Genomic DNA, 23,983 nt, shown 5'->3' with positions numbered 1-23,983 from the left:
AACAATGGATGCAGAAAACCATTGTGGTGTGGATCGGTGCGCTGCTTTGCTGTGCCTGGTGGCATTGGTGCTGGTCTGCGTGGGAATTTATATTGTAAATTACGGAAAAGAAAAAGCGTGAGAAAGGTGGATGAAAAATGAGTGCAGTTGTGACATTAAAAAAGGGCGAGGGAAGAACGATCAAAGCAGGCGGTGCCTGGATTTTTGATAATGAGATCGATACGGTCATGGGAAGTTTTGAAAACGGAGAGATCGTGGTCGTGCATGATTTTGACGGCTATCCGATGGGCAAAGGATTTATCAATACCAATTCAAAAATCCGCATCCGTATGCTGACAAGACATGTGGACCAGGAGATCGACCGCACATTTTTACAGATGCGCGTGAAAAATGCCTGGGAATACCGCAAAACGATGGTCGATACATCATCCTGCCGTGTGATCTTCGGGGAAGCAGACTTTTTGCCGGGGCTTGTCGTTGACAAATATGAGGATGTGCTCGTGGTGGAATGTTTAGCACTTGGCATGGAGCAGTTTAAGGAGACGATCGTTTCTTTATTAAAGGAAGAACTTGCAAAAGACGGCATCAAAGTGCGCGGCGTCTACGAGAGAAGCGACGCTAATGAGCGCACCAAAGAAGGACTTCCAAAGGTAAAAGGATTTATCGGGGAAGAATTTGACACCAATGTTGAGATCAAGGAAAACGGAGTCCGTTATCTTGTCGATGTCGTAAACGGACAGAAAACCGGATTTTTCTTAGATCAGAAATACAACCGACTTGCCATGCAGCGCATATGTAAAGGGAAAAAGGTGTTAGACTGCTTTACCCATATGGGCACATTTGCCTTAAATGCAGGACTTGCAGGAGCAGCGGATGTCACAGGGCTTGATATTTCCGAGTATGCAGTGGGGCAGGCGAATGAAAATGCACGCAGAAACGGCTTACAGGATACCGTTCATTTCCGCTGCGCAAACGTTCTTGATGAATTGCCGAAATTAGCACAGGACGGTGAACAGTATGATGTTGTCATCTTAGATCCGCCGGCATTTACCAAGTCACGCCAGGCAACGAAAAATGCGATCAAAGGTTATCGTGAGATCAACATGAAAGGCTTAAAACTGGTAAAAGACGGCGGCTATCTTGCAACTTGTTCCTGCTCCCATTTCATGACACAGGAACTTTTGGCAAAAACAGTCAAAGAGGCGGCAAAGGCAGCACACAAGAGACTCCGCCAGGTGGAATTCAGAACACAGGCGCCGGACCATCCGATTCTCTGGGCAAATTCTGAGAATGTGCCGGAGAGTTATTACTTGAAGTTCTATATCTTCCAGGTCGTAGACGAACGCTAGGCGTTCGTCATGAAAAGTAAGCTTGTGAAAGTGGCGGAAATGCTTGATTTATATGGGATAGAAAAGTTTTTAAAAGAAGCAGAGACATATTATTTAGCAACAGTAGAAGGCGACCAGCCAAGAGTAAGACCTTTTGGAACAGCCCATATTTTTGAGGGAAAGTTATATATCCAGACAGGTAAGGTTAAGGATGTTTCAAAGCAGATTCACACTAATCCGAAGGTAGAAATCTGTGCTTTTAAGAATGGTGAGTGGCTCCGTGTAGCTGGTGAGCTTGTAGAAGATGACCGCAGGGAAGCAAGACAGTCTATGCTTGAGGCTTATCCTTCATTACAGAAGATGTATTCTGCAGATGATGGTAATACAGAGGTGTTCTATTTTAAAAATGCAACAGCTACATTCTCATCATTTACTCATGAGCCGGAAGTAGTGAAATTCTAATGACAAAAGAAGAATGATATAAGCAACTTTTTGAGAGATTGGGTAATTCCAAATTCCGTAGCAGTTTTCATTTGAAGCAGAAAGATATAGATTACATCAATGAAAAGGGAATGTACACTATTCGGCAACATGCAAAGGATTTTATTGCCAAGAGAGAAGCACCGGCAGTAATTTCTAACGATGGTAAACAGACACTAACGAAGGGACATCCTGTATTTATAGCACAACACGCAACTGCTACATGCTGCAGGGGGTGTATTCGAAAGTGGCATAAAATGCAGCCAGGAAAGGAATTGAGTCAGGTGCAGCAGGATTACCTTGCAGATGTAATTATGACATGGATTCGGCGAGAAATGGAGAGAGGTTAATGCAGATATTTATAGATGCAGATGCGTGTCCGGTAATGGATATTGTCGAGACAATAGCAGAGAAATACAATATTTCCACCACATTGCTGTGTGATACAAATCATATTTTGTATTCTGATTACAGCGAGGTGATTGTAGTAGGTGCAGGAGCAGATGCAGTAGATTATAAACTGATCAGCATTTGTCATAAGGGGGATGTAGTAGTATCGCAGGATTATGGTGTCGCTGCTATGGCACTTGGGAAAGGTGCATATGCTATTCACCAATCTGGTAAGTGGTACACGAATGAGAACATAGATCAGATGCTTATGGAGCGGCATCTTAACAAAAAGGCAAGACGCAGCTCTCATAAGAATCATATGAAAGGACCGAGAAAGCGTACAGAAGAAGATGATGTACGCTTTGCACAGTCCTTTGAAAAACTTATACTGATGGCAAAGTCAAAAGAAGGTGCTCAGAGTGGGACTATTTAAGAAAAAGACAGTTACAAAGACATATGATAAAGAAAATAAGAAACCAGTTATCAAGGCGAGCATATGTAATGGCGAGCAGGTTGCAGGCTTTAAGGACATTCATACAGGTAAGATAGAAGAGGTTATGCTGATTAAGAATCAGGCAGACCTTGATGCATTCAAGAAAATGTATGGAATAGATGGAGAGATAGAGAAGGAATATTGATATGAACATACAGATATTTGGAACCACATATGAGAAAATGGGCTGATGAAGCAACTAAAACAGCAGTATGGGAAATGTATAAGTACATTCACGTGAATACTGTTGCACCTTTTGGAACTTTCAGGACAAAAATTAGGAAATGGAAGAAAATTGTGTTGTAATCTGAAATATAGGAAAATATCACAAAAACCGAATGAAAATTTTGTGGTAGGTTACATGTTTAACCTTTGTGAAAACGATACTTCTATTGTAATATTGAACCAGAATATTAAAAATCAGTAATCAATGTAGTGCAGAACAAAGGAGAAAACACATGAATAAAGAAATGAACGTAAATGGGAAAAGCTATACAATAATTAAATTGCTGGGAAAGGGTAAAGGTGGATATTCTTATTTGGCAGAGTCTGGAAATAACAGGTATGTTTTGAAGCAGATACATCATGAACCTTGTGATTATTATCAGTTCGGAAACAAGCTTGAGGCAGAAATCAGGGATTACAAGAAATTGAAAGAAATCGGAATAAAGATGCCTGCCATGCTTGAAATAGATGTGAAAAATGAACGCATTTTGAAGGAGTTTCGAGCAATTGCATAGAATGTGTGCACTGTTATATGCTGCCAATACAAATATTGATTATTTCCCAACGAATTTTGTTGTACATAACGAAGAAATATATTATGTTGATTTCGAGTGCAATGATTACATGGAAGAATGGAATTTTGAGAACTGGGGTGTAAAATACTGGTCAAAGACACCGGAATTTTTGCAGTATGTGAAAGAACATTCATGATATAAGCATTTGCGGGAATGACACGAATCGTATCACGTATGTGAAAGAGTGTTTCTTTCATAGTTTTAAGCTTTTTGATAATGAAAGTGGAACAAAGCTGAGTGCAATAATTTGATAATAGTGTGGGTATACATATGAAATTATTTATGAATAAGAATGAGAAATATGAAGAGCCTGAGGTTCATATGTTTTTTCATAAACAAACGAAGGAAGTAGAGCAGGTTGAGAAGTTTGTAAGATCTCTTTCTATTACCATTCCGGCTAAATATGAGGATGAAATCTATAAATTATATCCAACAGATATATAGTATATTGAGACAATTGACAGGCGTACATATCTGTATACAGCCAGTCGGGTTTATGAAAGTAGTGAGAATCTACTCTCGTTAGAGATACTCTTAGAGGCAGCTGGTTTTATCAGAGTAAGAAAGAACTGTATTATAAATAAGTATAAGCTTAGAAGTATGATGATATCTAAGAATAGTCAAATAGAAGCAGTGCTTGGCAATGATGAGTATATTGTTGTTACAAGAAGCTATATAGCAGGTATAAAAGAAGCATTTGCCCGATAATTTGTAACTTGGTACATAATATTTGTATTTCCGGCAGGAATCCATCACAGAGTATCCTTTTTTGTGTATATTAAAGCCAGAACTTTTAATTTTTAGCAGGAAAGGAAAATTGGATCATGAAAGATAAGCGGGTAATTAGACAGATATTAACAATTTATCTTGTATGTTTTGTTGCGAGGATATTCGAGTATTTTGTATTAAGAACTGACCAGACTATTTTAGGAGAAGCTTTTATACATAAGCTGTTTGGAATCATTGTCATTTGTCTTGTTGTAAGAAGAAGTGGAGAAACACTTTCAGATATTGGATTTGTAAAAAATGGCTATATTAGAAGTGCAGTAAAGGGATTGGCACTTGGGCTTTCCATGTTTGCTATTGGCTATTTTGTGGAAATATTAATACTTATGCAAAACAGAACATACGCAGGTATAAGATTCTATGTAAGCGCGTATGCCGTAGATACTAATATTGCTAAGCAGACAAGTGTGCTTTTTATTCTAATTTGTATCATTGGCAATTTTATTAATGTACTAATGGAAGAGGGACTTTTTAGAGGTTTGTTTCCTCGAATGCTAAATAGCAGGAGATTCTGGAAGGTTACCGGTATATGTTCTTTACTTTTTGGATTTTGGCATATTGTTGGACCTGTAAGGAACTATATTGACGGACAGAGTAGATTTCAGGGGATGATAGCCAACGCTATCATGCTTATAGTTTCATCAACTTTGGTTGGGCTTAAGCTTGCAATGATTACATATATGGAAGGCAATTTGTATATGGGTATGGTCGATCATTTTGTGAATAATACTATTGTGAATCTGCTTCATATAGAGAGCTCTACCGGCACAGATGAAATGATGTTTTTAAGGATTACTGTGGCACAGACCATTTCATTTCTTATAGTACTTTTTATTTTTTTGGAAAGGAAAAATCATGGGAAGAAAGGGATTATTAATAAAACAATTTCTGAATAATGCATTTGTCACAACTACTATTGTACTGATAGTGCTGTCTGTTGTTGCATTATGGTATGATGGAACAATGATCTGCATATCAACCATCTTTGAGACTCTTTTACTAAGTGCTGTTTGTGAAGTAATCAAACACATGATGTATAAGATTGATATTGCAAATATTTATCTTGGTATACTGCTTCATTATCTTCTGGTATTAGCAGTTGTTCTGATATTTGGGTATGCATTTAACTGGGTTAATCAGCTTCCTGTCTATGTTTTGGCTGGAATGTGTGGTGTTGTTTTAATCCTGTGCTGCTATTTAGATATTAGTAGAGTTAAGGCTGATATTGATGAAATTAATGGATTGTGTGAAAATAGATTGTAATTTGTAAGGAACGGAATGGATATATCCTCTGGGTGCTCCGAGCACCAGACGGGTACCGAAAGGTGATTTACAGAGATGAAAACAGGCCTGACGAAGTATCGCTCAGATTAGATTAAATAATCTAGTCTGAGCGATTTTTTCGTTCAGGGAAAAGGAGAAAATGTCATTGACAGAAAAGACTGATACCAGAGATTCGGATGAAAAAGTAGTTGAGTTTCTCCCTGATTGTAATAAATTTTTGCATATGATATTAATTATTTTTTCAGGAAAAGCGTTCTACAATATTATTAATTTCCAAAGCATTTTCTTTGTTATGATTTACGATAACGGACATTTCCTGTGTCGTTTCTTCTGTTTGTCTTGCCTTTTCTAAGATATCCTGACTGCTGATATGGTCGGAATCAGGAACATCTGAAATAGCATGGATCTGGTTTTGAATATTTTGTACTGTGTTGACAAAGGTTTCAGACTCTTCTGCAATTTCGGATATAATAACCTGAATTTCCTGAATGGATTGGTAGTAATCATGGGTTTCCTGAACCAATTCTGTAAACTGTGTTTGGACGTCATTTTGCAGGAAGAAAATAATCTGATCGAAACAAGTTTTGACATGTGATATATTGTTTTTAGTTTCATTACAGATAGCCTGAATATCTGTGGCTGTTTTGGATGAATTAGATGCGAGGTTACCGATTTCGCCTGCAACTACAGCAAATCCTTTTCCAGCCTCTCCAACTCTTGCAGCTTCAATAGAAGCATTTAAGGACAGAAGGTTTGTCTGGCTTGTAATGTCTAAAATTTGAGATGCCATTTCATCAATTCGCATTAATGATTGTAATTCTTCCATTGCATTTTCGATAGCTTTTTGATTTTCTGCAATCTGGGTATTTGTATTTACCATGGAATTATTAGCTAAGGTCTGCATTTTTTCCACTTTTTGAAGTAACTCGCTGCTGTGGACATTACCCTGACGGATACGTTCTTCGATATCAGAAACAACCATTGTCATTTCGGAAATCTGCTGTCCTACATCGTTTACAGTAGCGTTAATATTTTCTGAATGTTCTGCAAATGTCTGCGTGGATTTTGAGTTGTCTGCCACACAACTAAGCAGTGTTTCTGAAGAACGTTGCATTGCGGTCGCAGAGCTGCTAAGTGATGTTGAACAGTCAGATAAAGTGGCAATGATGCCACTGAGTGCATCATATAAAGAATTCATTGCAGTTGCAATTTTTCCAATTTCACTCTTGGTATTAATCCAAGGCGTAAGACGTTTGCTCTTTTCAAGTTTTAAATTGCTAAGCTGGATAATCGCATCTTCGACATATAACAGAGGTCTGACACTGATTGCAATTGTGATAAATGCCAGTACACTGATGATTAAAACGAAGATGATACATATCAGACCTAAGATGCGCATATTTTTGTGGACGTTCTCATAAATGTTCTCTTCACTGTCATAAGAAACAATTGCCCAGCCATGTTCTGCGATAGACTGATAGCTTGCCACAAAAGAATCGGAACCTTCTTTGTAGTTAAGATCACCACTGGTTTCGCCGGATTTAATTTTATCAATAATGTTTAACAGCATATCATCCTGAATATCGGTGGCAATCAAACTGCTGTCGTCTGCAAAGATGTACATATTAGTTTCGGTATTGACCATATAGTAGCGGAGGGTGTCATTTTCGCTTTTTAAATCATATAACTGTTTTTCAAGCTCTTCTACAAATGGTCCACCGCCTACATATCCAAGGATTGTTTTTCCATCTGTATCAAATACAGGGCAGTACATGGATAAAATAAGTTCACCGGAGGAAGGGGAGACAATAATACCGGCATCATACAGACCGTTTCTTTGTGTCATGGCATCCTGCAGGGCTTTTAAACTATCACCTTCGCGGGTAGTCATTCCGATTACCTTTGAATTGGAATGAGCAACGATGTGCGTATTCCATTCACCGATATAAATACCTTCCCAGTTGTTAAGACCGCTATAATAGTCCTCTGTATAGCTCTGCACGATTGCCTGCTGCTCAGAATTATTGACATCCTTTAAAAAGTCGCGGACACAAGGTGTTTTACTGTAAGCAGTGAGGATAGATTCCTGACGTGCGACGTATTCGTTGAGCAGACTTGCTTGGGCATTCAGGGTATTTTTCATAACATTAAGCTCAGATTCCTGCATCATGCCAGTCATTGTCTTATTTGCAATAAGGTAAAGCTGGCTCATGCAAATGATTACGATGATGGTAATGCCTAGTGTGATTTTAGTGCCTAATTTCCAGTTCTTCATTCGTAAACTCCTTTCTTTTAGACAGGAAGTATTATATTGAATTATAACATAACAGATGAGATTGTGTATACAAAATAACAATCGGTACAGAGATTTCGCTTTTAACGTTTTTATCTATGCATTTTTATAAATAATCCAGTTATCAGCATTCCATCTCAAAACCCGAAAGGTCCCATACTTCAATCTTCTTTCGTCTTTCAGGCGTATCATCCCCTGATTACCATAATGAACAAGAATTATGTTGCACCGAATATGCCAGTTGAAGAATTACCCGAAGAATATCATTATCTCCGAGATTTAACGGAAAAAGAAGCTAATGATACTGGGTTGGCAGGCTGTGCAATCTATGTTAATCCGCAAGATGAAGATATGAGCGAAATTTATCTTTATCAAGAATGCGGAACGACTATTGATGAACACACAGTAGATAACACACAACGTCAATGGGCTTATGTGCAGTGGAGTGTAGTCGAATAAAATCAATCGCTATTGAAGGATTAAATAATCTACCAAAGGTCAGTCGAGAAAATCGACTGTCCTTTTTTCATGCCACAGACAGAAAGGAGCGACCAACCATGACAAAGCCAAGGGAGCAAAATACTAAAATCCCTTAGGAACTAAGGGCGCACTTATACACCCTTGCGGGCGTGTGCACTCTGCAGAGGACTTATCTCTGCACTACGATATGGCGGCTTTGTTGAAGAGTTTGGCAAAGAGTTTGAAGATGTAAGTAGAAATTTAAGATCTGTTGACGTTGGGAGGAATCCTAAGGGTAACAGTTCTTTTTTATATTTTATTCTGCTCTGGTTACAAAAATTTAGAAGAAAGGGATGAAGTTTATGTTATATGAATTTTTGAAAAATAATTATAAGGAAGCAGAGCCTATATTCTTTTCGGATATAGTGATTGAGGAAATTACAAAATCAGCAGTGAACCAGCAGCTAAAAAAGCTGTGCGATGAGGGAAAACTACAAAAATATGAGAACGGCATTTATTATTTGCCTAAGAAATCACGATTAAAAACAAATGTAGGCGTAAATGCAGATATGGTTGCGAGGTATAAATATGTTTCCAGAGGTGGAAAAGTAGACGGTTTACTCTCTTGTTTTTTACTTTAAAAATCGATAGGAATATAGAGGTTACAGTCGAGAAAATTCCGTACAGCCTATCTATAGTTACTGTAAAAACATGGAGGGACTGCGGCAGGATGTTACTCAAAAAGTAAGCAGTTTTACCGGGCTTGTATGTGGGTGAATTAGCTCTTATCGTAATATTTTTCTGATCAACTCAATATAGTTCAATTTTACAGTTTCATAGAAAATATTGTCAGAAATCAGTTTCATAGTTGAATCAACATAATCGTCAGCATAAAAATCTTCTCGTATGAGTTCTTCTGCTACAGCCAGCAGATCAATATCCTCCCTTGCGGATGGGGTTATTTTAATATCCATTTCTGCTCTATGCTTTCTAACATCTGCAAAGAGCCTCTTGAAATCATCATCTATTGAAATATAATTTTTCAATTTAAAGATATCATATAAGTGTCTGGAATTTCTCGTTGCCTTTCCTACCATAAAATAATCACAAACAGCAAAAAATTTATCTATGATTGTTCTGGATAGTGCCTGTGTCTTCATTTCAAATGGTTCTTCTCTGTTGGATAAGAATATGACATTAACGCTGTCTCCAGCTTCACATATGGTCGCAGACCTTTTTTATCTTCTGAGCAAACTTAGTCATATGAGAAATCATAGTGATTATAGTCCTTATCGCTTTCGATAGACTTCCAATTATCAATCGCTAAGTCTAAGTCTTCGCTGATTGGTTGTAGTAACTGATATTTGATTTTCTTTCTTCTGGCTTCTCCCAAATATTCTTCAAACGTAATATCAATATCCTCTGAAAAACGGTCTATTACATGATAAGCCTTGGAAAGAGATGTCTCACCCTTAAACACCACATTGGTATTTCTCTGTACTAGTTCTTTTAATATCATTGTCACATAGTAATCTTTTTCAACGATACTTTCCTCTATGACCGTTCATTCTGATACCGTTACAATAATATCCCTCAACAATTCTTTATCATCTTTATGCAAATACATCATCCAACCTCAATTCATAATAATATTTAAATATTGCAATCGGAAACTCTCTTATATAACGATCCACATCTTTTTTTGTGATGCCATGTATCCGCACAAATTGAGATACTTTATCATGAGCCACATCATAGCTTTCATCCAGATACATATCCAGATTTTTTAATAAGTCAAGTAACTGCAGCACATAAACATTTTCTTCATTTACCGGAATCACTGGTCTTCTTACAATGAATGTTCTCTTTCCAATTGGAACTTCTCTTATTTTTGCGGCCATGTTATTGCTAACGATCTCAACTTTATTGGGAACCTGTGTTGAAATTCCCAGTTGATTGGCAAATGTATTACCAGAATAGAAGCAATACAGATTTTATTCCTCTTCGGACAATTCTTTTGTACCAACGGTCATTTTTCATGATACCAAAGGTACCTTCTGCCTGAATGGATCTGTTCATCCGTAGAAGAGCTCCCTGGATACTTTCGAGATTTTCTATCACTTCCTGATGCATTGCTGTAAGTTCGCGGTTGATCCGAACGATACGGTTTTTGTCTGTCTTTTTACATTGTTCTGCATACGGACAGCCGGAGCAGTCTTCACACTGATACACTTCTTCCTGACGTCCATACTTGTTCCCTTTTACATTTTTACGATACTGAAGGTAAAATTTTTTCCCATTTGGGCAACGCATAATTCCGTCTTCTTCGATTAAAAAATTTACTGCACGAAATGGATCTTCCCGATACTTCTTGTCGGTAGTCTCTTTCTTGAACATGGAAAATTTCATGTACTTTTCCATTCCGTGCTGTTCACAGAAGATGTAATTGTTGTAAGAACCATATCCGGCATCTGCCACTGGGTATTTTGGATAAAAACCATATGTCGTATAAAACTTGTTCATCAATGGAACAAAGCAATCCATATCTGAGCGATACTGATTTACATCGACAACAGCAATGTATTCATCTGCAACACCAACCTGTACATTATAAGCTGGAAGCAGCTGATCATTTCCCATATAATCTTTTTTGATACGCATGAAAGTTGCAGAATGATCTGTTTTGGAGTAGCTGTTGCGCTCTTCTCCGCAGATCTTTATTTTTTCCACATATTCCTCTAACTTAGTAGCATATTCCCTAAGTTTCTCATAATGCCGTTGCTGCGTGGTTTTACGATGTCCCCTGCCATGAACAAACATTGTTTCATTAATCTGCCAGACTTCTGCATACTGTTCAGCAGCTTCCTTCAGATACTCTGGTGCGTACTCACTATTGATACAGAGTTTCATACCTGTACATGAAAGTTCCTCATTGATTTCCGCAAAGAGTGTAGTGATCTTACCAAAGAGACGGTATCTGGATTTTTCGGTTGCTTTTTTCCATACCCAGGAGTATTTATTCGCATTTGCTTCAAACTTGGATCCATCAATGTATAGATGCTGAAGATCCACATGCTCTGTCTCGAAGATTTTTTTGTTTATGTCTTGAAATATTTCTTCAATGGAATCAGCAAGCACTTCATTAATGAAGTAGCCGAAAGTACGGTAAGAAGGTGCCTGACGATCCATAAGATACATGAAGCGGAGATTAACTTTACACTGATCCTCCAGTTCACGCAATGATATATAGCCATTCGCCATAAATCCGAACAAAACTGTTTTCAACATGCTGACCGGGTCATATCTGAGTCTTCCTGTATAATGTTGAGGAATATTTTTCAGATATTTCTCCAGTTCGATTTCTCCCATAAAGCTGTCAAAAGTCAGCACTGGATCACAGATGTCCAAATAATCTTGAATTAGCATTGGCAAAACTGCCTGTTTTGGGTTAGAATAGATTATGTTATTATTTTTTTTCACAAATTAATTATAACAGAAAGAAAGACCTTGGGTTCATTATAAACTCTTGGTCTTTCTTTTTTTTCGGGACTATTCTTTTTTCACAGCCCCATTCGGATGCTGATGCATGATCCTGGCAATTTTTGTAATGATTCAAAATAAAATCACAGGTTTGCTTAGGAAGCAGTTTATCGTTTTAAATGTAGGAAACCAGTTCATCCATGCCAATGCGCATATCTTTATGACGCTCTGTGGATGCATCCGGTTCATCACTGTATCCGAGTGCTAAGATATTGACCGGTTCTAAGTTTTCCGGAAGGTTCAGTTCTTCTTTTAATATGTCCGGGTTAAAGTAGCAAATCCAGACACTGCCAAGACCAAGCTCGGTTGCCTCAAGCATCATATGGTCGGTCAGGATCGAGGCATCGATGTCGGTTGTGATCTTGCCGTCAAACGGACGCTTCCAGGCTTTTGTCTTATTGGCACAGACGACAATGGCAGCCGGTGCCTGATAAATATTTGCTGCTTTTCCGACTTTTTCCAGTCCTTCTTTGCTTTTTACGACTATAAGGCGTACCGGCTGCATGTTCGCGGCGGTCGGTGCTACGTGGGCAGCCTCTAAGATTTTATCCAGTTTTTCCTGTTCAATTTCTTTTCCTGTGTACTTTCGTACAGAATGTCTCTTTTTTGCAATCTCTAATAATTCCATGATAATCTCCATTCTTGAGCTGTTTTTTGCGCATCTTGAGTTTGTGTGTAAGCACGGATCTTGCGTGTGAAAAATCTTATTTTTCACGCTAATCCTCCATGCTTGAGCTGATTTTTGCACATAATTGAATTTCATGCGGTTTCGCTGGGATAATCCTGTTTATTTCGGATTCTATCTTGTGTTTCTGAACGTTCATGTCTATAATTATATGGAAATGCAGAATATAAGCAAGTATGCACTTTTTTGATATATACTTCCGAAAAAGTAAGTAAGGAGAAACAGATCTATGAACAAGGAATTTAACTGTCCGGTGGAGGCGACGATCTCCCTGATCGGCGGCAAATACAAGTCGGTCATTTTGTTTCATCTGATGGGAAAAACGCTCCGCTACAGTGAACTTCATAAAAAGATACCGAAAGCCACCGATAAAATGCTCGCACAGCAACTTCGGGAACTGGAAAAAGACGGACTTATCAAAAGAACCGTCTATCCGGTTGTCCCGCCCAAAACAGAGTACAACCTGACGGAGTTTGGAGAGAGCCTGTCACCGATCCTAAATGCCATGTGTAACTGGGGAGAGTCCTATCTGAACATTCCGAGTCAGTGTGTGGAAGAGTTGTGAGGCGGAAAGGTTTGAGGGACAAGTGAAAAGCAGGAATACTGTGTCTTGGTGCAGAGCGGGGAACAGAGCACGATGAGAGATTGAGGATTGTGCGCAGGATTTGTGCTTGTGCGTAAACATGAGGTGTCAATGAAAGTGTTGTTTTTATTGAAAAGAATGGAGGATTGAAATGGCAGATAAAAATGCAATGAAAAATAAAAGTGCAATGAGGAACAAAAGTAAAGTTAAAAATAAAGACATAGCGAAAAATAAAGCTGCAGGCAAGAAAAAGTATGCAGTTGATAAAACAATGAAGCAGGAGGCAGAAAAACGAACCGCCGGAAAAATGGGAAAGAAAAAATATGCGGTTGATAAAACAGTGAAGCAGGAAGCAGAAAAGCGAACCATCGGAAAAATGGAAAAGAAGTATGCAGTGACTAAAGCATTTAAAGAAAAAACGGATCATGGAAAATCGGTAAAAGAGAAAAAAGTATCAGGAAAAAACACGTCGGAAAAAATGATCACGAAGAAGCAGAACGCAGACATGTGCCAGTATGCAAAAAAATGCGGTGGCTGCGATTATCAGGGACTTTCCTATGAAAAACAGCTCAAAGAAAAGCAGGAATATGTCAGAAAAAATGTCGGTGGATTTTGCAGAGTACTGCCGATCATCGGAATGGAAAATCCGTATCATTACCGCAACAAAGTGCATGCGGTATTTGACATAGCAAAAGGTGGGACAGTTATCTCCGGTGTATACAAAGCAGGGACACACGATGTTGTAAACATTGATTCCTGCCGGATCGAAGATGAGACGGCAGATGCGATCATCCGCGATATCCGGGGACTGTTACGTTCCTTTAAAATCAAGACTTATGATGAGGATACCGGATATGGTCTGCTGCGTCATGTACTGGTGCGTCGCGGTTTTCACAGCGGAGAAGTGATGGTAGTATTAGTGCTCGGATCTCCGATCCTTCCGTCCAAGAATAATTTTGTCAAGGCACTGCGTAAACTTCACCCGGAGATCACAACGGTCGTTCTTAATGTCAATGACAAAAAGACCAGTATGATCTTAGGAGAAAAAGAAACCGTTATTTACGGGAAAGGATATATTGAGGACACACTCTGCGGCTGTACGTTCCGTATTTCCCCGAAATCATTTTATCAGGTCAATCCGGTGCAGACGGAGATCCTTTATACGAAGGCGATCGAGTATGCCGGACTGACAGGAAAAGAGAGGATTGTGGATGCTTACTGTGGCATCGGAACGATCGGTCTGATCGCAGCGTCGAAGGCAAAAGAGGTCATCAGTGTGGAATTAAACCGTGATGCAGTCAGGGATGCCGTAACCAACGCAAAACGCAATGACATCAAAAATGTCCAGTTTTACAATGCCGATGCAGGACAGTTTATGGTGGAGATGGCGGAATACCGTGACGATCAGAAAAAAAATCAGGTGCCGGATGCCACAAAATCGGGAAAAAAGGCAACACCGGATGGCAATGTGGATGTCGTATTCATGGACCCGCCAAGAGCAGGAAGTGACGAGGCATTTTTATCTTCGGTTGTCCGTCTTGCACCGAAACGCGTGGTGTATATTTCGTGTAACCCGGAAACCTTAGCAAGAGATTTAAAATATCTGACTAAACATGGGTACGAGGCAAGAGAGTGCCAGCCGGTGGACCTTTTTCCTTGGACAAAACATGTTGAGTCGGTAGTTCTGATGCAGTATTGTGGAAAATAAGAAAAATAGGCATGTTAGACCACAAGATGTTGTGGTTTGAGGGCAAAAATTGGAGCAAAAAATGACCAGTTTTTGCCCTATTTTTTTCCACGTTTTTATAGATGCATAGAGGCAAAAAAGAGATTTTTAAGTATTTTGGGACAAAATTCAGAGAAAGGAAAAGAAACAGGGATGGAGAAAAAGCAGCACCCAAGTTACGGAATGATTCGGTTTGCAAGGTCCTCAATCGGTGGTTCAGGAACGGCATTGTTTGGAAGTTCCATCATGCATAATAATGTCATACGCCTGTCCATTTCAAAAGGCATGATGGAAAGGGAGGGCAACGAGGACTGGTTTTTGGCAGGGACAGACATCAATGACATGATCGTTGAGGTGGAGATGTCCTATACACAGTTTGCCGAAGCAATCACATCACTTAACATTGGAGAGGGGATACCGGTTACCATTACAAAAGTGAATGGGACATTCGTTGAACCATGCCCATACAGTGACAGGCAGAAAGTAATGCGCCGGGAAGTGGATGAAGCAACCCGTGACTTGGTGCGGCAACTGGAAAAGAGGTCAGAGGAGATTGAAAAACTTCTGGATGAGAAACGTGTCCTGAGCAGGGAGGACCGGAGAAATATCGTCTCGACATTGAAAAATGTACGGCAGGAGTTAAAAAGTAATATCCCCTATCTGCAGAAACTGTTTGCTGAACAGATGGATAAAACCGTGACAGAGGCGAAAGGGGAGTTTGAAACTTACCTGCAGAACAAGATGAACAGCATTGCACTTGCAGCAATTTCAGAACAGATGAAGCAGGAGGAAATCAGTTTAAACAGAAACATGATACCGGAACTGGAAGTACAGGAGGGCGGGGAAGAGGCAGGGGAGATGGAAGCGGGAATGCACATGGACATGTAAGGCGGTACTTATTTTAGAAATGAAATGGGTACCGCTATTTTTTTATCCGAAAGGAAGGGGATGAAGTGAAGCGCAGAAAAGGACATGAGATAGACTATGCAGGGAAAAAATATGTTTCACTGCATGAACTGTGCGATGACCTGGACCTGCCTTACGCTCCGCTGGCACATAAATATTACAGGACAAAAGATATTGAACAGTCGGTAGAGAGGGCAAAAAAGGTAAAAGATGCACAGACCTACACCGTCTGGGGCAGGGAATATAAAAGCCTGACGGATATTGCAAAGGAGTACGGGACCAGTGCCGCCGTCATTTCAAAAAGACTGCAGGACGGAAAGACAGCCGAGGAAGCTATCGCAGAAATCATACAGAAGGAAACACTTTCTTTCTGCGGAAAGGAATTTCATGGACTGGCACAGATAGCAAACTTTTATGGAAAAGATTATTCGCTGGTCTGGGAGCGGCTCAAATATAGCATGAGCATGGAAGAGGCACTGTTTCTACCAATCAGGCAGATGAACAAGCCACAGTATGAAATAACCTACCGCGGAAAAACTTATCAAAGCAAACGGGCATTCGCAAGGGAAAATAACATCGGGATTGTCTGCATCCGTGAGATGATGGAGAACCATGGGGTGGATTTTGAAACAGCCGCGGACATCCTGCTGGAGATAAAGGAAAAGGCAGGCATCCCGGCAGAGCAGATGATAACCAGATTCCCGATGTGCATGATCCGGGGAAAGGAATACCGCACTCTGGTAGAACTGGCGGCAGAGCTTAAGATTTCGGCAGCGGCGATTAGCACCTACAAGAACAGAAACGGCTGTGGGGGAATTCTGGAAACACTCTGCCAGATGCAGAAGGAAGAGAGGGAAACCTATTTTCTGGATGGCAGGGCAGTCTCATATAAGGAGCTCATGCAGATGGGATATACTTCGGCATCGTATCAGACAGTCCCGAAAAAGAAAATTCCGTTATACCCACAGTTTGCAGGGCATGATTTTGTTACAGGCTGTGTCGATGTCGCAAGAATTTATGAGGAGGTCAAGTCAGAAAGACTGGAACAGGAAAAAGGGATGCAGATGAACATGTAAGGCAGTACTTATTTTAGAAATGAAATGGGTGCTGTCTTTTTTTATGGAAAAAGAAAGGAGACAGATTTGATGTCGGGATTTTTTTGCAACAGTCCAAGACTGCAGTTATTAGAACGGCAGATGCGCCAGCCGCCGGGATATCGTCCCAGAGGGCAGGGGTGGATGTTTGACATGGAAGAGTGGAAAAGCAGGGGAAATTATTCGGAGATTGTGGACTGTGTCATCAGTCGGATGCAGATGGAACACTTAAAGAAAAGGATACAGGAGGTATTTGGAAACGCAGAAAAGGAACTGATTTTTTATGACAGCAGGCACAGAAACGATTTTTCTTCCCTGCTGCTTGGCAGACGGAAAAAGAACCTGTGCGGACTTCCGAATTATGCCGCCGCAGTATTTCTTCTGTCTGCAGATGAAAACCTGTGGGAGAAAGTTTCTAAGCAGGTGCTGGATACGGGGATTTATTTTGACCGCATCCGGCTTGGCAGCGTTACGCTGGAACAATATATCCTGTTCCATGCGGCAAGGGATGTGTATCTGGGGACAAAGCATATCCGGCTGTCGGAGCTGACCGACAGGGAATTGATACCGGATGAAATCTTAAGGCTCATCGTCAATGCATTCGTGATGGAAAGGTATGGGGTGGACATCGTAGAACGGGAGGTGTGGAATGAAGATTAGAGCAAAAAATGGGGAACAGACGGTAGATATAACTTTGCCGGCAACGGACATGGACATACAGTATTGCATGAAATGTATCGGGATAGAAGATATTGTACCGGTATGCTGTATCAGTGAGGTGCGGGATGAACCGTCCTATTTTGGGTTCCTGAAAGGCCAGACCGTCAACATGGACGAACTTAATTTCTTTGCCAGAAGGCTGGATGGAATGACGGAATATGAAAAAAGAGTGGTGGGTGTCTACAGCAGTGAGACAGGCATGCGGGAAATGAAACAACTGATTAACCTGACTTACAGCCTGCAGGGACTGTCCCTGATTACAGACTTGACGGACGGAAACCGTGTCGGGCTGAGGCTTTATTTGGACCGGCATCTTGCAATCTCAGAAGAAGAAAAGAGCAGAATGGATTTTAACGCATATGCGCAGAAGATTTTTTCAGAAGGAAAATGTAAGTTCCTGCCACATGGGATACTGGTAGATCAGGGATTCCACATGGAGGAGGTCTATAACGGAAAAACCTTTCCAGAATACATCGACAGACCGGATGAAACCGTGGCAGTTTTATCTCTTGGAAATGAGGCAGGGGATAAGGAGTACCTTTATCTGCCAACGGACATCAGTGCCATGGATAAGGTAAAGAAAAGATTAAACATCGCAGCTTTTGCCGAAGGAATTGTGAACGGGATAGAAAATATCCGGCTGCCGGAAAGCATCCTTCCTTCCCCGGAAGATATGTGTATGTTTCTGCAGGGGGATGTCCGGAAACTGACTCTTTTTAATGAGATGTGCCAGACCGTCAGCCGTTTTGATGAAGCAAAAATGGACCAGCTTGCAATGGCGGCAGGATTTGTGGGGACAAGTGAATTTACCGATATCACTTACATCGCAAAGAATCTGGATGAATTTGAAATACATCCGCAGATACATACGGATAAAGAGTATGGGGAATTTTTGGTTAAAGAGGCTGGGATATTTGAAATTGATGAATTTCTCCTGCCGTATATTGATTATGCCGGGGTTGCCCGTGATAAAAGACAGGCAGCGATGGCAGACAGCGGATTTATTCCCGAAGGCTTTGTTGGCACGCAGCGGGCAATCCATGAGTATCAGGAATATCAGGGAGAGTTTGCCGATCCGCTTGAAAAAAACGGGATACCCTGTGAAACGTTCTATCTTTACAATTCGCTGATAGGGATGATGTATCAGGATGGAGAGGAGCAGGAAACGCTGTACCGGAGTGAACTGGCAGATTATGAGGAACAAATCCAGAAAGCCATCCTCAAAGAAAGGCATGTGGAAGAAGAACCGAGGGGACTTATGCATTATTTTGACGGGAACAGACAGGTGGCTGAAAAAGTGATTAGTGCATTCCCCAAAGTGCAGAACATCCGGGGAGAACTGTTCGGAGTTCTGGAATGCAGTATCTGCCAGCCGCTGACACAAAATGAAATCTATGAACTGAAAAATTACTGGGACGGACAGATGAGTGACGGCTGGGGAGAAGGCTTTGAACAAAGACCAATCTATACACAGGAGGGAGAACTGTATGTCAGTTTCTGGACACAGGAAAGACACTGGGGCGTCATGACGGAGGAAGAACTGGACAGAATCTGGAATCATGGTATGACACAGACTCTGTAAAAAAATAAGATTCTGCTGGATATGTGCTGGTGTATGTAGTATTGTGTGTCCCAAAGAAACCAAGGAGGCAAAAAGATGAAATTGGATGATACAGTCATGGTGCAGTTTTTTGGGGAGCTTATCGAATCATACCGCCAGCAGATCATGGATCAGGAAGAGGCAAGGGAGCTTTCAAAGAAGGAAAAAAAGTTCCTGGCAGACTTAAGAAAAGAACTGGAGCTGCCAAACCCGCAAGCGTACAGGATGGTGACAGAACTTTTTGGATGCATGTTAGACATCAGCCAGATAAAACAGGAACAGCTTTATATACAGGGAATAAAGGATGGAATACGAATCCGAAAACTGGTAAAAGAAATCGAGGAAGGTGAGGAATGTTAAGAAGGGAACAGATAGAACGGCTGAAGGAAAGATATCCTGCGGGTACCGTGGTCAGGCTGGGGCAGATGGAAGGGGAACACCAGATGCCGTCCGGCATGGAGGGAAAAGTAATTGATGTGGATGATATCGGACAAATTCATGTGGAATGGGAAAATGGAAGCACGCTGGCCCTGAATGTGGAAGAGGATGACTTTACTGTCGTACCGCAGAAGGAAACCCTGTCCGAAAAGAAATGCAGGGAGTTTTTAGGGAAAGTAAATGAGATATTAAAAGAAACAGATTTCTATCGGCTGAATGTGTCATGCAATGGAGGGGATACCGCCTATGCTGCCCAAAAGCTGCTTGCCATGCATCAGGCATTTGAAACCGTGTACGGGGAAGGATATGTGGATGAGGAGTATGGGATGGTGATGATGCCGGCGGTGGTCTGCGGAAGGGATTCCGGCATACGCACGCTGGCACTTGTCACGCTTGATCTGGAGTCTTCCGGGGAACACTTCGGAACGATTTTCATGACTCCGGGCGGCATGATGGAGCAGGGGAGCAGTTCTTTGAGTGAAAAACAGAAACAGGCACTGGCAGAGTATTATATCCCATATGACTACTGGTACACACCGCTTGTGGAAAGGGACCACCATGTGGATTTTACACAGATGCCGGAGGAGGTGGCAGACATCCGCAGGATGGTGGATGAACTGCTGGTGCAGGGGGAGGCTTTCCATATGAATGAACCAAAATAGGAGGAAAAAAATTTGAACAGCATCATAAGCTGGGTTGGCGGCAAGAAAGCACTGCGCGACCTGATCTATCTGCGCATGCCGAAAAACTATGACCGCTACATAGAAGTATTTGGCGGTGGCGGCTGGGTTTTATTCGGGAAACCGCCGGATAAATGCATGGAGGTTTACAATGATTTTAATTCAAATCTTGCAAACCTCTTTTATTGTGTCAAGGAAAGGCCAATGGCACTGCTTCGGGAACTGTCCTTCCTGCCGCTCAACTCCAGAGATGAATTTACAACACTGCGGAAATTTCTGACCATGGAAGAATTTAAGAGTGAACATCTTGCAGAAGAATTAGAGATTGCAACACACTTCTTGAAAGAACCAGAGGCGACAGAAATCCGAGACATTCTCATGGAGCGTGCCGCAGTAGGGGATGTAAAAAGGGCAGCGGCATTTTATAAGATCATCCGTTACAGCTATGGAAGCGGATGCACCTCTTATGGCTGCCAGCCTTTTGACATACGCAAAACTTTTACCATCATCTGGGAGGCAAACCGCAGGCTGAAGGATACCGTGATCGAGAATAAGGATTTTGAGGCACTCATCCGTCAATATGACAGACCGAATGCCTTTTTTTATTGCGATCCGCCGTATTTTGAAACCGAGGGACATTATGAGGTGGTGTTCCGTAAGGAAGATCATGTGAGACTCAGGGATACCTTAAAAGGCATACAGGGAAAGTTCATGGTTTCCTATAACGACTGTGCCTATATCCGTGAGCTGTATCAGGACTTCCAGATTGAAGCGGTGACAAGAATCAATAATCTTGCACAGAGGTATGACAACGGAAGTGAGTTCCCGGAAGTTCTAATCGCCAACTATGACATGGAGGAAAGGAAAAAAAGCATGCCGATGCAGATGAACCTGTTTGAACTGTACGGGGAACAGAAAACGGTCCGGTGGAAGGGAAAGGAGACAGAGGAAGAGCCACAGGACACATAAAAAAAGAAAGAAGGAGGAAAACATGCTTCAGTTAGTAGAAATGGAAGGAAAGATGACGGAAAACGGGTGTATTGAGATTCCCGCAGTGGTGTTAGAGCAGGCTGGTATCTGTACCGGTGACACCGTGAAACTTGTGTATATGGCAGAGGACGGGGAACTTAAGAACACGGCAAAGGAGTTCCTGCTTGCAAGGGCAGGACAGGATGTGGCAGAGGAACTGGCAAAGGAGGAAAACATTGCGTTCCAGATACCGGAAGAATTATTAAGGGATGCCGGAATCCCGATGGACGCAGACCTTGACATTGTGTGTCAGGAAGGACGCATTATCATCCTGCCGTCAGAACTTGTGCAGGGGACGGAAGTGCCGGAGGAACTGCTTGCCATCTGCAGGGAGCTTGGCATCACGGAGGATAAGGTAAACATCATTTTGCGGACCACAGAGGAGGGAACGGATGAAAAAACCGGTGTATAAGCTGTTAGACGAAAAAGGACGCATCCTGATCCCGAAAGAATTCCGCCAGATGGCAGAGCTTGAGAGCGGGGATATCGTAAAGCTGTCCGTGAGCAGTGGAAAAATCATGGTATCCAAAGTAGATATCGTGGAGATGGGGAGTCAGGACCCGCAGGCAGTGGAAGCCTATGTAAATGCGGCGGTAAAACATATGAGTCCGGCAAAACAGGTGGCACTTGCGGCAAGGATTCTGAAATTCGCACAGCAGGAGGGAGGTACGGATTGTTAAGGAATAAGTACAGGGCATTTGAAATCAAAGACGATCAGGTCAGCCAGACGCTGGTGGACGGGAATCTCTGCTCCATTGCAGAATTTATCCGGCATTGCGATGAGGGAAGCATCATCACCCTGCACACCATGGAGGGCGAGCCGTTTTTGATCGGACTCTCCAAGATGTTTGTATTCTGCGGGGACAAGGCATTCTTAGACAGGCAGTTGATCCCTTACCTGCGCAGCATGGGTGGGGAAAGCGTATGAAAAGGATTTATGTTCAGAACGGGATCGTATTTTTTTATGGGAATCCGGCTGGCTATCTGGGAGACGGGAAAGCAGTCATTGACTGCATGTTCCAGAAAGAGGAGCTGGTTTCATTTGTGAAGGAACAGTTTTTGGTGGAACCCGTATTCCGGGAGGGTGTGTATGACCGGCTGTCGGAGGGAGGTGGTGTCAAAGAGACAGCGGAGGTCAGCATTGGGGAAGGGAGGAGGCTTAGAATCTATCAACTGGGACAGGACAGTCCGATCATGATGCGGTTTATCAGTCTGGCAGAGAGAAAAAAGAGAGGGTATGACAGGCCGCGTAGGGAGGAATATGTCAGAGTCTATGAGGGGGAGATAGAAAACTATAGTCTGGAGGAAGTCTGGGAGAAATACGGACGGAGAGTACCGGAAGGGTTTCAGGGACATGTATTGTCCATTTCGGATGTGGTCGAGTTTGCGGATGGGGAAGCGAGCCGCTTTTTCTATGTCGAGCCATCCGGGTATGAGGAAATCAGATTTTAACAAGGAGGAGCATTATGCCAAAGGCAAAAACTGCCCAGAGCCGGGCAGAAACCACAGAACAGCAGGCACCATCCGGAGCAGGGAACAAAGAAAACTCCCCACTCCAGTTTGATGTGCGCATCCAGTCCATCCGGCCGGGGGAAAGCATCAAGGGAACAGCATCCGTAAACATCAACGGGGCATTTGCAATCCGGGGTGTCAAGATTATTGAGGGAAGCAATGGACTGTTTGTTTCCATGCCAAGCTATAAGGCTGGGAATGAGTACAAGGACATCTGTTTTCCTATCACGCAGGAATGCAGAAAACAGCTCCATGAAGCAGTCATCGGAGCTTATGAGCAGGCAATTTCGCAGGGGCAGGATACGGTAGCAAAGCATCATGGGATGCAGGCACCGGAAGGACAGCCGATGGAGATGGCAGGAATGTAACCGGATAAAACCAGAGAACATAGAGCGGACCGCACAGAAATGGTTCAGCAGATCATTAGAAAAAATTGGAGGAAAAAAATATGAGAAATATGATGAAAAAAGCAGCACAGAATGTAAAGGCAGTTGCCGTGAGAGCAGGAATGTTAATGAAGGATACCAAGGGCGAGAACTACGTGGATACGGCGGTCAAAATCCTGATCGCAGTCGTTCTCGGCGCACTGCTCTTGGCAGGTCTTTATGCACTCTTCGGGGATGTGGTGATGCCTACCCTTACCCAGAGGATTCAGGACATGTTCAACTACGCAGGATAAGGAACACCGGTCCAAAACAGGGAAACAGGAAAAATAACAGAAGGATATGGAGGAAAACAGATGCCTAGAAGAGCAAACACACAGACACAGCAGGAAGCAGTACAGGAAAATGCCGCAGTGCAGGCAAATGCAGGGGCAGACATGCAGATGGAGGCTGCCATCACAAAAACACAGCCGGAAAAGGGTGTCCTTGCCCTTGCCGATGTAAAGATCGGGGATTTCATGACGATCCGAAATGTCAGAATCAAGGAAGATGACTACGGGCTGACCGTTGCCATGCCGAAAACAAAGACAGGGGCAAATGAACAGTACAAGGATGCGGTGTTCTTTGCCGACAGGGGAATCAAGGAAAAATTTGACCAGACGGTACAGAAAGCGTATGAAACTTTTATGCACCAGCAGACGGATCTGGACGAGGAACCGGAGGAGGCAGAGGAGCTGGAACAGGAAGAAGGCGGCATGAACATGGGAATGTAGC

The 23,983-nt window shown here is 42.1% G+C and carries 34 protein-coding genes and 3 pseudogenes; 31 read left to right on the top strand and 6 right to left on the bottom strand.

Annotation, left to right across the window (positions count from 1 at the left end; genetic code table 11):
* Nucleotides 1-137 precede the first annotated feature (137 nt).
* From ACDD58_RS03020 to ACDD58_RS02965, 12 genes and pseudogenes are all read left to right on the top strand, one after another.
* A complete protein-coding gene (locus tag ACDD58_RS03020; protein ID WP_370775661.1) occupies nucleotides 138-1,349 on the top strand; it encodes a class I SAM-dependent rRNA methyltransferase in 1,212 nt (403 codons plus the stop codon).
* A 9-nt stretch (nucleotides 1,350-1,358) separates the two neighbouring features.
* Nucleotides 1,359-1,790, top strand: coding sequence for a pyridoxamine 5'-phosphate oxidase family protein (locus tag ACDD58_RS03015; protein WP_370775659.1), 432 nt, complete (start codon nucleotides 1,359-1,361; stop codon nucleotides 1,788-1,790).
* A gap of 38 nt (nucleotides 1,791-1,828) precedes the next feature.
* The gene (locus ACDD58_RS03010) at nucleotides 1,829-2,158 is read left to right on the top strand and encodes a DUF4186 domain-containing protein (protein ID WP_370775657.1); all 330 of its coding nucleotides are present in this window, start codon (nucleotides 1,829-1,831) and stop codon (nucleotides 2,156-2,158) included.
* On the top strand, nucleotides 2,158-2,631 hold the full coding sequence (locus ACDD58_RS03005; RefSeq protein WP_370775654.1) for a YaiI/YqxD family protein: 474 nt from the start codon (nucleotides 2,158-2,160) through the stop codon (nucleotides 2,629-2,631). The genes ACDD58_RS03010 and ACDD58_RS03005 overlap by 1 nt, the downstream gene beginning before the upstream one ends.
* Nucleotides 2,618-2,836 carry an aspartate dehydrogenase gene (locus ACDD58_RS03000; protein WP_301958898.1) on the top strand — a complete coding sequence of 73 codons (219 nt, stop codon included), beginning with the start codon at nucleotides 2,618-2,620 and terminating at the stop codon, nucleotides 2,834-2,836. The genes ACDD58_RS03005 and ACDD58_RS03000 overlap by 14 nt, the downstream gene beginning before the upstream one ends.
* Before the next feature lie 20 nt (nucleotides 2,837-2,856).
* A pseudogene (locus ACDD58_RS02995) lies at nucleotides 2,857-2,997 on the top strand (ClbS/DfsB family four-helix bundle protein); the annotation flags it as partial.
* 152 nt (nucleotides 2,998-3,149) lie between these two features.
* Nucleotides 3,150-3,431, top strand: coding sequence for a hypothetical protein (locus ACDD58_RS02990; protein ID WP_370775652.1), 282 nt, complete (start codon nucleotides 3,150-3,152; stop codon nucleotides 3,429-3,431).
* On the top strand, nucleotides 3,424-3,627 hold the full coding sequence (locus tag ACDD58_RS02985; protein WP_370775649.1) for a hypothetical protein: 204 nt from the start codon (nucleotides 3,424-3,426) through the stop codon (nucleotides 3,625-3,627). Before ACDD58_RS02990 ends, ACDD58_RS02985 begins: the two co-directional genes overlap by 8 nt.
* A gap of 146 nt (nucleotides 3,628-3,773) precedes the next feature.
* Nucleotides 3,774-3,935 carry a hypothetical protein gene (locus ACDD58_RS02980; protein ID WP_370775647.1) on the top strand — a complete coding sequence of 54 codons (162 nt, stop codon included), beginning with the start codon at nucleotides 3,774-3,776 and terminating at the stop codon, nucleotides 3,933-3,935.
* Nucleotides 3,936-3,938: 3 nt separating this feature from the next.
* Nucleotides 3,939-4,199, top strand: coding sequence for a LytTR family DNA-binding domain-containing protein (locus ACDD58_RS02975; RefSeq protein ID WP_370775765.1), 261 nt, complete (start codon nucleotides 3,939-3,941; stop codon nucleotides 4,197-4,199).
* 116 nt (nucleotides 4,200-4,315) lie between these two features.
* A complete protein-coding gene (locus ACDD58_RS02970; RefSeq protein ID WP_370775645.1) occupies nucleotides 4,316-5,173 on the top strand; it encodes a CPBP family intramembrane glutamic endopeptidase in 858 nt (285 codons plus the stop codon).
* Nucleotides 5,133-5,540, top strand: coding sequence for a DUF3021 family protein (locus ACDD58_RS02965; protein WP_370775642.1), 408 nt, complete (start codon nucleotides 5,133-5,135; stop codon nucleotides 5,538-5,540). Before ACDD58_RS02970 ends, ACDD58_RS02965 begins: the two co-directional genes overlap by 41 nt.
* Before the next feature lie 262 nt (nucleotides 5,541-5,802).
* On the opposite strand, the gene ACDD58_RS02960 is transcribed toward ACDD58_RS02965, so the two are convergent.
* Nucleotides 5,803-7,836 carry a methyl-accepting chemotaxis protein gene (locus ACDD58_RS02960; protein ID WP_370775640.1) on the bottom strand — a complete coding sequence of 678 codons (2,034 nt, stop codon included), beginning with the start codon at nucleotides 7,834-7,836 and terminating at the stop codon, nucleotides 5,803-5,805.
* A gap of 225 nt (nucleotides 7,837-8,061) precedes the next feature.
* On the opposite strand from ACDD58_RS02960, the gene ACDD58_RS02955 reads away from it, so the two are divergent.
* The gene (locus ACDD58_RS02955; protein WP_370775637.1) at nucleotides 8,062-8,313 is read left to right on the top strand and encodes a hypothetical protein; all 252 of its coding nucleotides are present in this window, start codon (nucleotides 8,062-8,064) and stop codon (nucleotides 8,311-8,313) included.
* 362 nt (nucleotides 8,314-8,675) lie between these two features.
* Entirely contained in the window at nucleotides 8,676-8,954 is a 279-nt protein-coding gene (locus tag ACDD58_RS02950) for a hypothetical protein (protein ID WP_370775634.1), read from the top strand.
* 144 nt (nucleotides 8,955-9,098) lie between these two features.
* On the opposite strand, the gene ACDD58_RS02945 is transcribed toward ACDD58_RS02950, so the two are convergent.
* The 5 genes from ACDD58_RS02945 to ACDD58_RS02925 form a co-directional block, all read right to left on the bottom strand.
* A complete protein-coding gene (locus ACDD58_RS02945) occupies nucleotides 9,099-9,473 on the bottom strand; it encodes a nucleotidyl transferase AbiEii/AbiGii toxin family protein (RefSeq protein WP_370775631.1) in 375 nt (124 codons plus the stop codon).
* Between the two features lie 95 nt (nucleotides 9,474-9,568).
* The gene (locus tag ACDD58_RS02940) at nucleotides 9,569-9,832 is read right to left on the bottom strand and encodes a nucleotidyl transferase AbiEii/AbiGii toxin family protein (protein ID WP_370775628.1); all 264 of its coding nucleotides are present in this window, start codon (nucleotides 9,830-9,832) and stop codon (nucleotides 9,569-9,571) included.
* Between the two features lie 94 nt (nucleotides 9,833-9,926).
* A complete protein-coding gene (locus tag ACDD58_RS02935; protein ID WP_370775625.1) occupies nucleotides 9,927-10,214 on the bottom strand; it encodes a hypothetical protein in 288 nt (95 codons plus the stop codon).
* A 67-nt stretch (nucleotides 10,215-10,281) separates the two neighbouring features.
* On the bottom strand, nucleotides 10,282-11,739 hold the full coding sequence (locus tag ACDD58_RS02930; RefSeq protein ID WP_370775622.1) for a transposase: 1,458 nt from the start codon (nucleotides 11,737-11,739) through the stop codon (nucleotides 10,282-10,284).
* Nucleotides 11,740-11,968: 229 nt separating this feature from the next.
* Nucleotides 11,969-12,481: a nitroreductase family protein gene (locus ACDD58_RS02925; protein WP_370775619.1), complete on the bottom strand. Its 513-nt coding sequence runs from the start codon at nucleotides 12,479-12,481 to the stop codon at nucleotides 11,969-11,971.
* A 286-nt stretch (nucleotides 12,482-12,767) separates the two neighbouring features.
* On the opposite strand from ACDD58_RS02925, the gene ACDD58_RS02920 reads away from it, so the two are divergent.
* From ACDD58_RS02920 to ACDD58_RS02840, 17 genes and pseudogenes are all read left to right on the top strand, one after another.
* Nucleotides 12,768-13,103: a helix-turn-helix domain-containing protein gene (locus ACDD58_RS02920; protein WP_118210705.1), complete on the top strand. Its 336-nt coding sequence runs from the start codon at nucleotides 12,768-12,770 to the stop codon at nucleotides 13,101-13,103.
* Between the two features lie 169 nt (nucleotides 13,104-13,272).
* Nucleotides 13,273-14,829 (top strand): 23S rRNA (uracil(1939)-C(5))-methyltransferase RlmD, encoded by a 1,557-nt coding sequence (rlmD, locus tag ACDD58_RS02915; RefSeq protein WP_370775615.1) that lies wholly within the window; start codon nucleotides 13,273-13,275, stop codon nucleotides 14,827-14,829.
* Between the two features lie 171 nt (nucleotides 14,830-15,000).
* On the top strand, nucleotides 15,001-15,735 hold the full coding sequence (locus ACDD58_RS02910) for a hypothetical protein (RefSeq protein WP_227970554.1): 735 nt from the start codon (nucleotides 15,001-15,003) through the stop codon (nucleotides 15,733-15,735).
* 65 nt (nucleotides 15,736-15,800) lie between these two features.
* Nucleotides 15,801-16,829, top strand: a complete 1,029-nt coding sequence (locus tag ACDD58_RS02905) for a hypothetical protein (RefSeq protein WP_178728281.1) — start codon at nucleotides 15,801-15,803, stop codon at nucleotides 16,827-16,829.
* Nucleotides 16,830-16,898: 69 nt separating this feature from the next.
* Complete coding sequence (locus tag ACDD58_RS02900) at nucleotides 16,899-17,507, top strand: hypothetical protein (protein WP_044927633.1); 609 nt, start codon at nucleotides 16,899-16,901, stop codon at nucleotides 17,505-17,507.
* Nucleotides 17,497-19,149, top strand: a complete 1,653-nt coding sequence (locus tag ACDD58_RS02895) for a hypothetical protein (RefSeq protein ID WP_370775612.1) — start codon at nucleotides 17,497-17,499, stop codon at nucleotides 19,147-19,149. Before ACDD58_RS02900 ends, ACDD58_RS02895 begins: the two co-directional genes overlap by 11 nt.
* 75 nt (nucleotides 19,150-19,224) lie before the next feature.
* Complete coding sequence (locus tag ACDD58_RS02890; RefSeq protein WP_370775610.1) at nucleotides 19,225-19,527, top strand: Fe-S metabolism protein, SufE family; 303 nt, start codon at nucleotides 19,225-19,227, stop codon at nucleotides 19,525-19,527.
* A pseudogene (locus ACDD58_RS02885) lies at nucleotides 19,521-19,718 on the top strand (DUF4314 domain-containing protein); the annotation flags it as partial. The gene ACDD58_RS02890 and the pseudogene ACDD58_RS02885, both read left to right, overlap by 7 nt.
* A gap of 297 nt (nucleotides 19,719-20,015) precedes the next feature.
* Nucleotides 20,016-20,108 (top strand): annotated as a pseudogene (locus ACDD58_RS02880) (DUF4314 domain-containing protein); the annotation flags it as partial.
* A 171-nt stretch (nucleotides 20,109-20,279) separates the two neighbouring features.
* A complete protein-coding gene (locus ACDD58_RS02875) occupies nucleotides 20,280-21,254 on the top strand; it encodes a DNA adenine methylase (RefSeq protein ID WP_055193254.1) in 975 nt (324 codons plus the stop codon).
* Between the two features lie 22 nt (nucleotides 21,255-21,276).
* Nucleotides 21,277-21,726 carry a hypothetical protein gene (locus ACDD58_RS02870; RefSeq protein ID WP_006857271.1) on the top strand — a complete coding sequence of 150 codons (450 nt, stop codon included), beginning with the start codon at nucleotides 21,277-21,279 and terminating at the stop codon, nucleotides 21,724-21,726.
* Nucleotides 21,707-21,994 (top strand): AbrB/MazE/SpoVT family DNA-binding domain-containing protein, encoded by a 288-nt coding sequence (locus ACDD58_RS02865; protein WP_007886400.1) that lies wholly within the window; start codon nucleotides 21,707-21,709, stop codon nucleotides 21,992-21,994. Before ACDD58_RS02870 ends, ACDD58_RS02865 begins: the two co-directional genes overlap by 20 nt.
* Nucleotides 21,988-22,242 carry a hypothetical protein gene (locus ACDD58_RS02860; RefSeq protein WP_370775608.1) on the top strand — a complete coding sequence of 85 codons (255 nt, stop codon included), beginning with the start codon at nucleotides 21,988-21,990 and terminating at the stop codon, nucleotides 22,240-22,242. The genes ACDD58_RS02865 and ACDD58_RS02860 overlap by 7 nt, the downstream gene beginning before the upstream one ends.
* Nucleotides 22,239-22,766, top strand: coding sequence for a YodL domain-containing protein (locus tag ACDD58_RS02855; protein ID WP_055193256.1), 528 nt, complete (start codon nucleotides 22,239-22,241; stop codon nucleotides 22,764-22,766). Before ACDD58_RS02860 ends, ACDD58_RS02855 begins: the two co-directional genes overlap by 4 nt.
* 14 nt (nucleotides 22,767-22,780) lie before the next feature.
* A complete protein-coding gene (locus ACDD58_RS02850) occupies nucleotides 22,781-23,194 on the top strand; it encodes a SpoVG family protein (RefSeq protein WP_242863444.1) in 414 nt (137 codons plus the stop codon).
* Nucleotides 23,195-23,274: 80 nt separating this feature from the next.
* A complete protein-coding gene (locus ACDD58_RS02845) occupies nucleotides 23,275-23,505 on the top strand; it encodes a DUF6133 family protein (RefSeq protein ID WP_007886404.1) in 231 nt (76 codons plus the stop codon).
* 60 nt (nucleotides 23,506-23,565) lie between these two features.
* Nucleotides 23,566-23,982 carry a septation protein SpoVG family protein gene (locus ACDD58_RS02840; RefSeq protein WP_015522555.1) on the top strand — a complete coding sequence of 139 codons (417 nt, stop codon included), beginning with the start codon at nucleotides 23,566-23,568 and terminating at the stop codon, nucleotides 23,980-23,982.
* Nucleotide 23,983: the final 1 nt, after the last annotated feature.

Origin of the sequence: Roseburia sp., from assembly GCF_041325975.1 — a bacterium.
GTDB classification, from domain to species: domain Bacteria; phylum Bacillota; class Clostridia; order Lachnospirales; family Lachnospiraceae; genus Roseburia; species Roseburia rectibacter.
The sequence above is the reverse complement of the archived record's forward strand: the minus strand, read 5'-3'. Positions and strand labels throughout refer to the sequence as shown.

Bases quoted from the DNA above. Each gene is read 5' to 3' on its own strand.
- ACDD58_RS02900 (WP_044927633.1), top strand. From the start codon at position 16,899: ATGTCGGGATTTTTTTGCAACAGTCCAAGACTGCAGTTATTAGAACGG.
- ACDD58_RS03005 (WP_370775654.1), top strand. From the start codon at position 2,158: ATGCAGATATTTATAGATGCAGATGCGTGTCCGGTAATGGATATTGTC.
- ACDD58_RS02890 (WP_370775610.1), top strand. From the start codon at position 19,225: ATGAAATTGGATGATACAGTCATGGTGCAGTTTTTTGGGGAGCTTATC.
- ACDD58_RS02855 (WP_055193256.1), top strand. From the start codon at position 22,239: ATGAAAAGGATTTATGTTCAGAACGGGATCGTATTTTTTTATGGGAAT.
- ACDD58_RS02935 (WP_370775625.1), bottom strand. From the start codon at position 10,214: ATGGCCGCAAAAATAAGAGAAGTTCCAATTGGAAAGAGAACATTCATT.
- ACDD58_RS02870 (WP_006857271.1), top strand. From the start codon at position 21,277: ATGCTTCAGTTAGTAGAAATGGAAGGAAAGATGACGGAAAACGGGTGT.
- ACDD58_RS02895 (WP_370775612.1), top strand. From the start codon at position 17,497: ATGAAGATTAGAGCAAAAAATGGGGAACAGACGGTAGATATAACTTTG.
- ACDD58_RS02965 (WP_370775642.1), top strand. From the start codon at position 5,133: ATGGGAAGAAAGGGATTATTAATAAAACAATTTCTGAATAATGCATTT.
- ACDD58_RS02945 (WP_370775631.1), bottom strand. From the start codon at position 9,473: ATGAAGACACAGGCACTATCCAGAACAATCATAGATAAATTTTTTGCT.
- ACDD58_RS02970 (WP_370775645.1), top strand. From the start codon at position 4,316: ATGAAAGATAAGCGGGTAATTAGACAGATATTAACAATTTATCTTGTA.
- ACDD58_RS02920 (WP_118210705.1), top strand. From the start codon at position 12,768: ATGAACAAGGAATTTAACTGTCCGGTGGAGGCGACGATCTCCCTGATC.
- ACDD58_RS02925 (WP_370775619.1), bottom strand. From the start codon at position 12,481: ATGGAATTATTAGAGATTGCAAAAAAGAGACATTCTGTACGAAAGTAC.
- rlmD (WP_370775615.1), top strand. From the start codon at position 13,273: ATGGCAGATAAAAATGCAATGAAAAATAAAAGTGCAATGAGGAACAAA.
- ACDD58_RS02930 (WP_370775622.1), bottom strand. From the start codon at position 11,739: ATGCTAATTCAAGATTATTTGGACATCTGTGATCCAGTGCTGACTTTT.
- ACDD58_RS02850 (WP_242863444.1), top strand. From the start codon at position 22,781: ATGCCAAAGGCAAAAACTGCCCAGAGCCGGGCAGAAACCACAGAACAG.
- ACDD58_RS02980 (WP_370775647.1), top strand. From the start codon at position 3,774: ATGAATAAGAATGAGAAATATGAAGAGCCTGAGGTTCATATGTTTTTT.
- ACDD58_RS02845 (WP_007886404.1), top strand. From the start codon at position 23,275: ATGAGAAATATGATGAAAAAAGCAGCACAGAATGTAAAGGCAGTTGCC.
- ACDD58_RS02960 (WP_370775640.1), bottom strand. From the start codon at position 7,836: ATGAAGAACTGGAAATTAGGCACTAAAATCACACTAGGCATTACCATC.
- ACDD58_RS03015 (WP_370775659.1), top strand. From the start codon at position 1,359: ATGAAAAGTAAGCTTGTGAAAGTGGCGGAAATGCTTGATTTATATGGG.
- ACDD58_RS02865 (WP_007886400.1), top strand. From the start codon at position 21,707: ATGAAAAAACCGGTGTATAAGCTGTTAGACGAAAAAGGACGCATCCTG.
- ACDD58_RS02940 (WP_370775628.1), bottom strand. From the start codon at position 9,832: ATGATATTAAAAGAACTAGTACAGAGAAATACCAATGTGGTGTTTAAG.
- ACDD58_RS02950 (WP_370775634.1), top strand. From the start codon at position 8,676: ATGTTATATGAATTTTTGAAAAATAATTATAAGGAAGCAGAGCCTATA.
- ACDD58_RS02840 (WP_015522555.1), top strand. From the start codon at position 23,566: ATGCCTAGAAGAGCAAACACACAGACACAGCAGGAAGCAGTACAGGAA.
- ACDD58_RS02910 (WP_227970554.1), top strand. From the start codon at position 15,001: ATGGAGAAAAAGCAGCACCCAAGTTACGGAATGATTCGGTTTGCAAGG.
- ACDD58_RS02990 (WP_370775652.1), top strand. From the start codon at position 3,150: ATGAATAAAGAAATGAACGTAAATGGGAAAAGCTATACAATAATTAAA.
- ACDD58_RS03020 (WP_370775661.1), top strand. From the start codon at position 138: ATGAGTGCAGTTGTGACATTAAAAAAGGGCGAGGGAAGAACGATCAAA.
- ACDD58_RS02955 (WP_370775637.1), top strand. From the start codon at position 8,062: ATGAACAAGAATTATGTTGCACCGAATATGCCAGTTGAAGAATTACCC.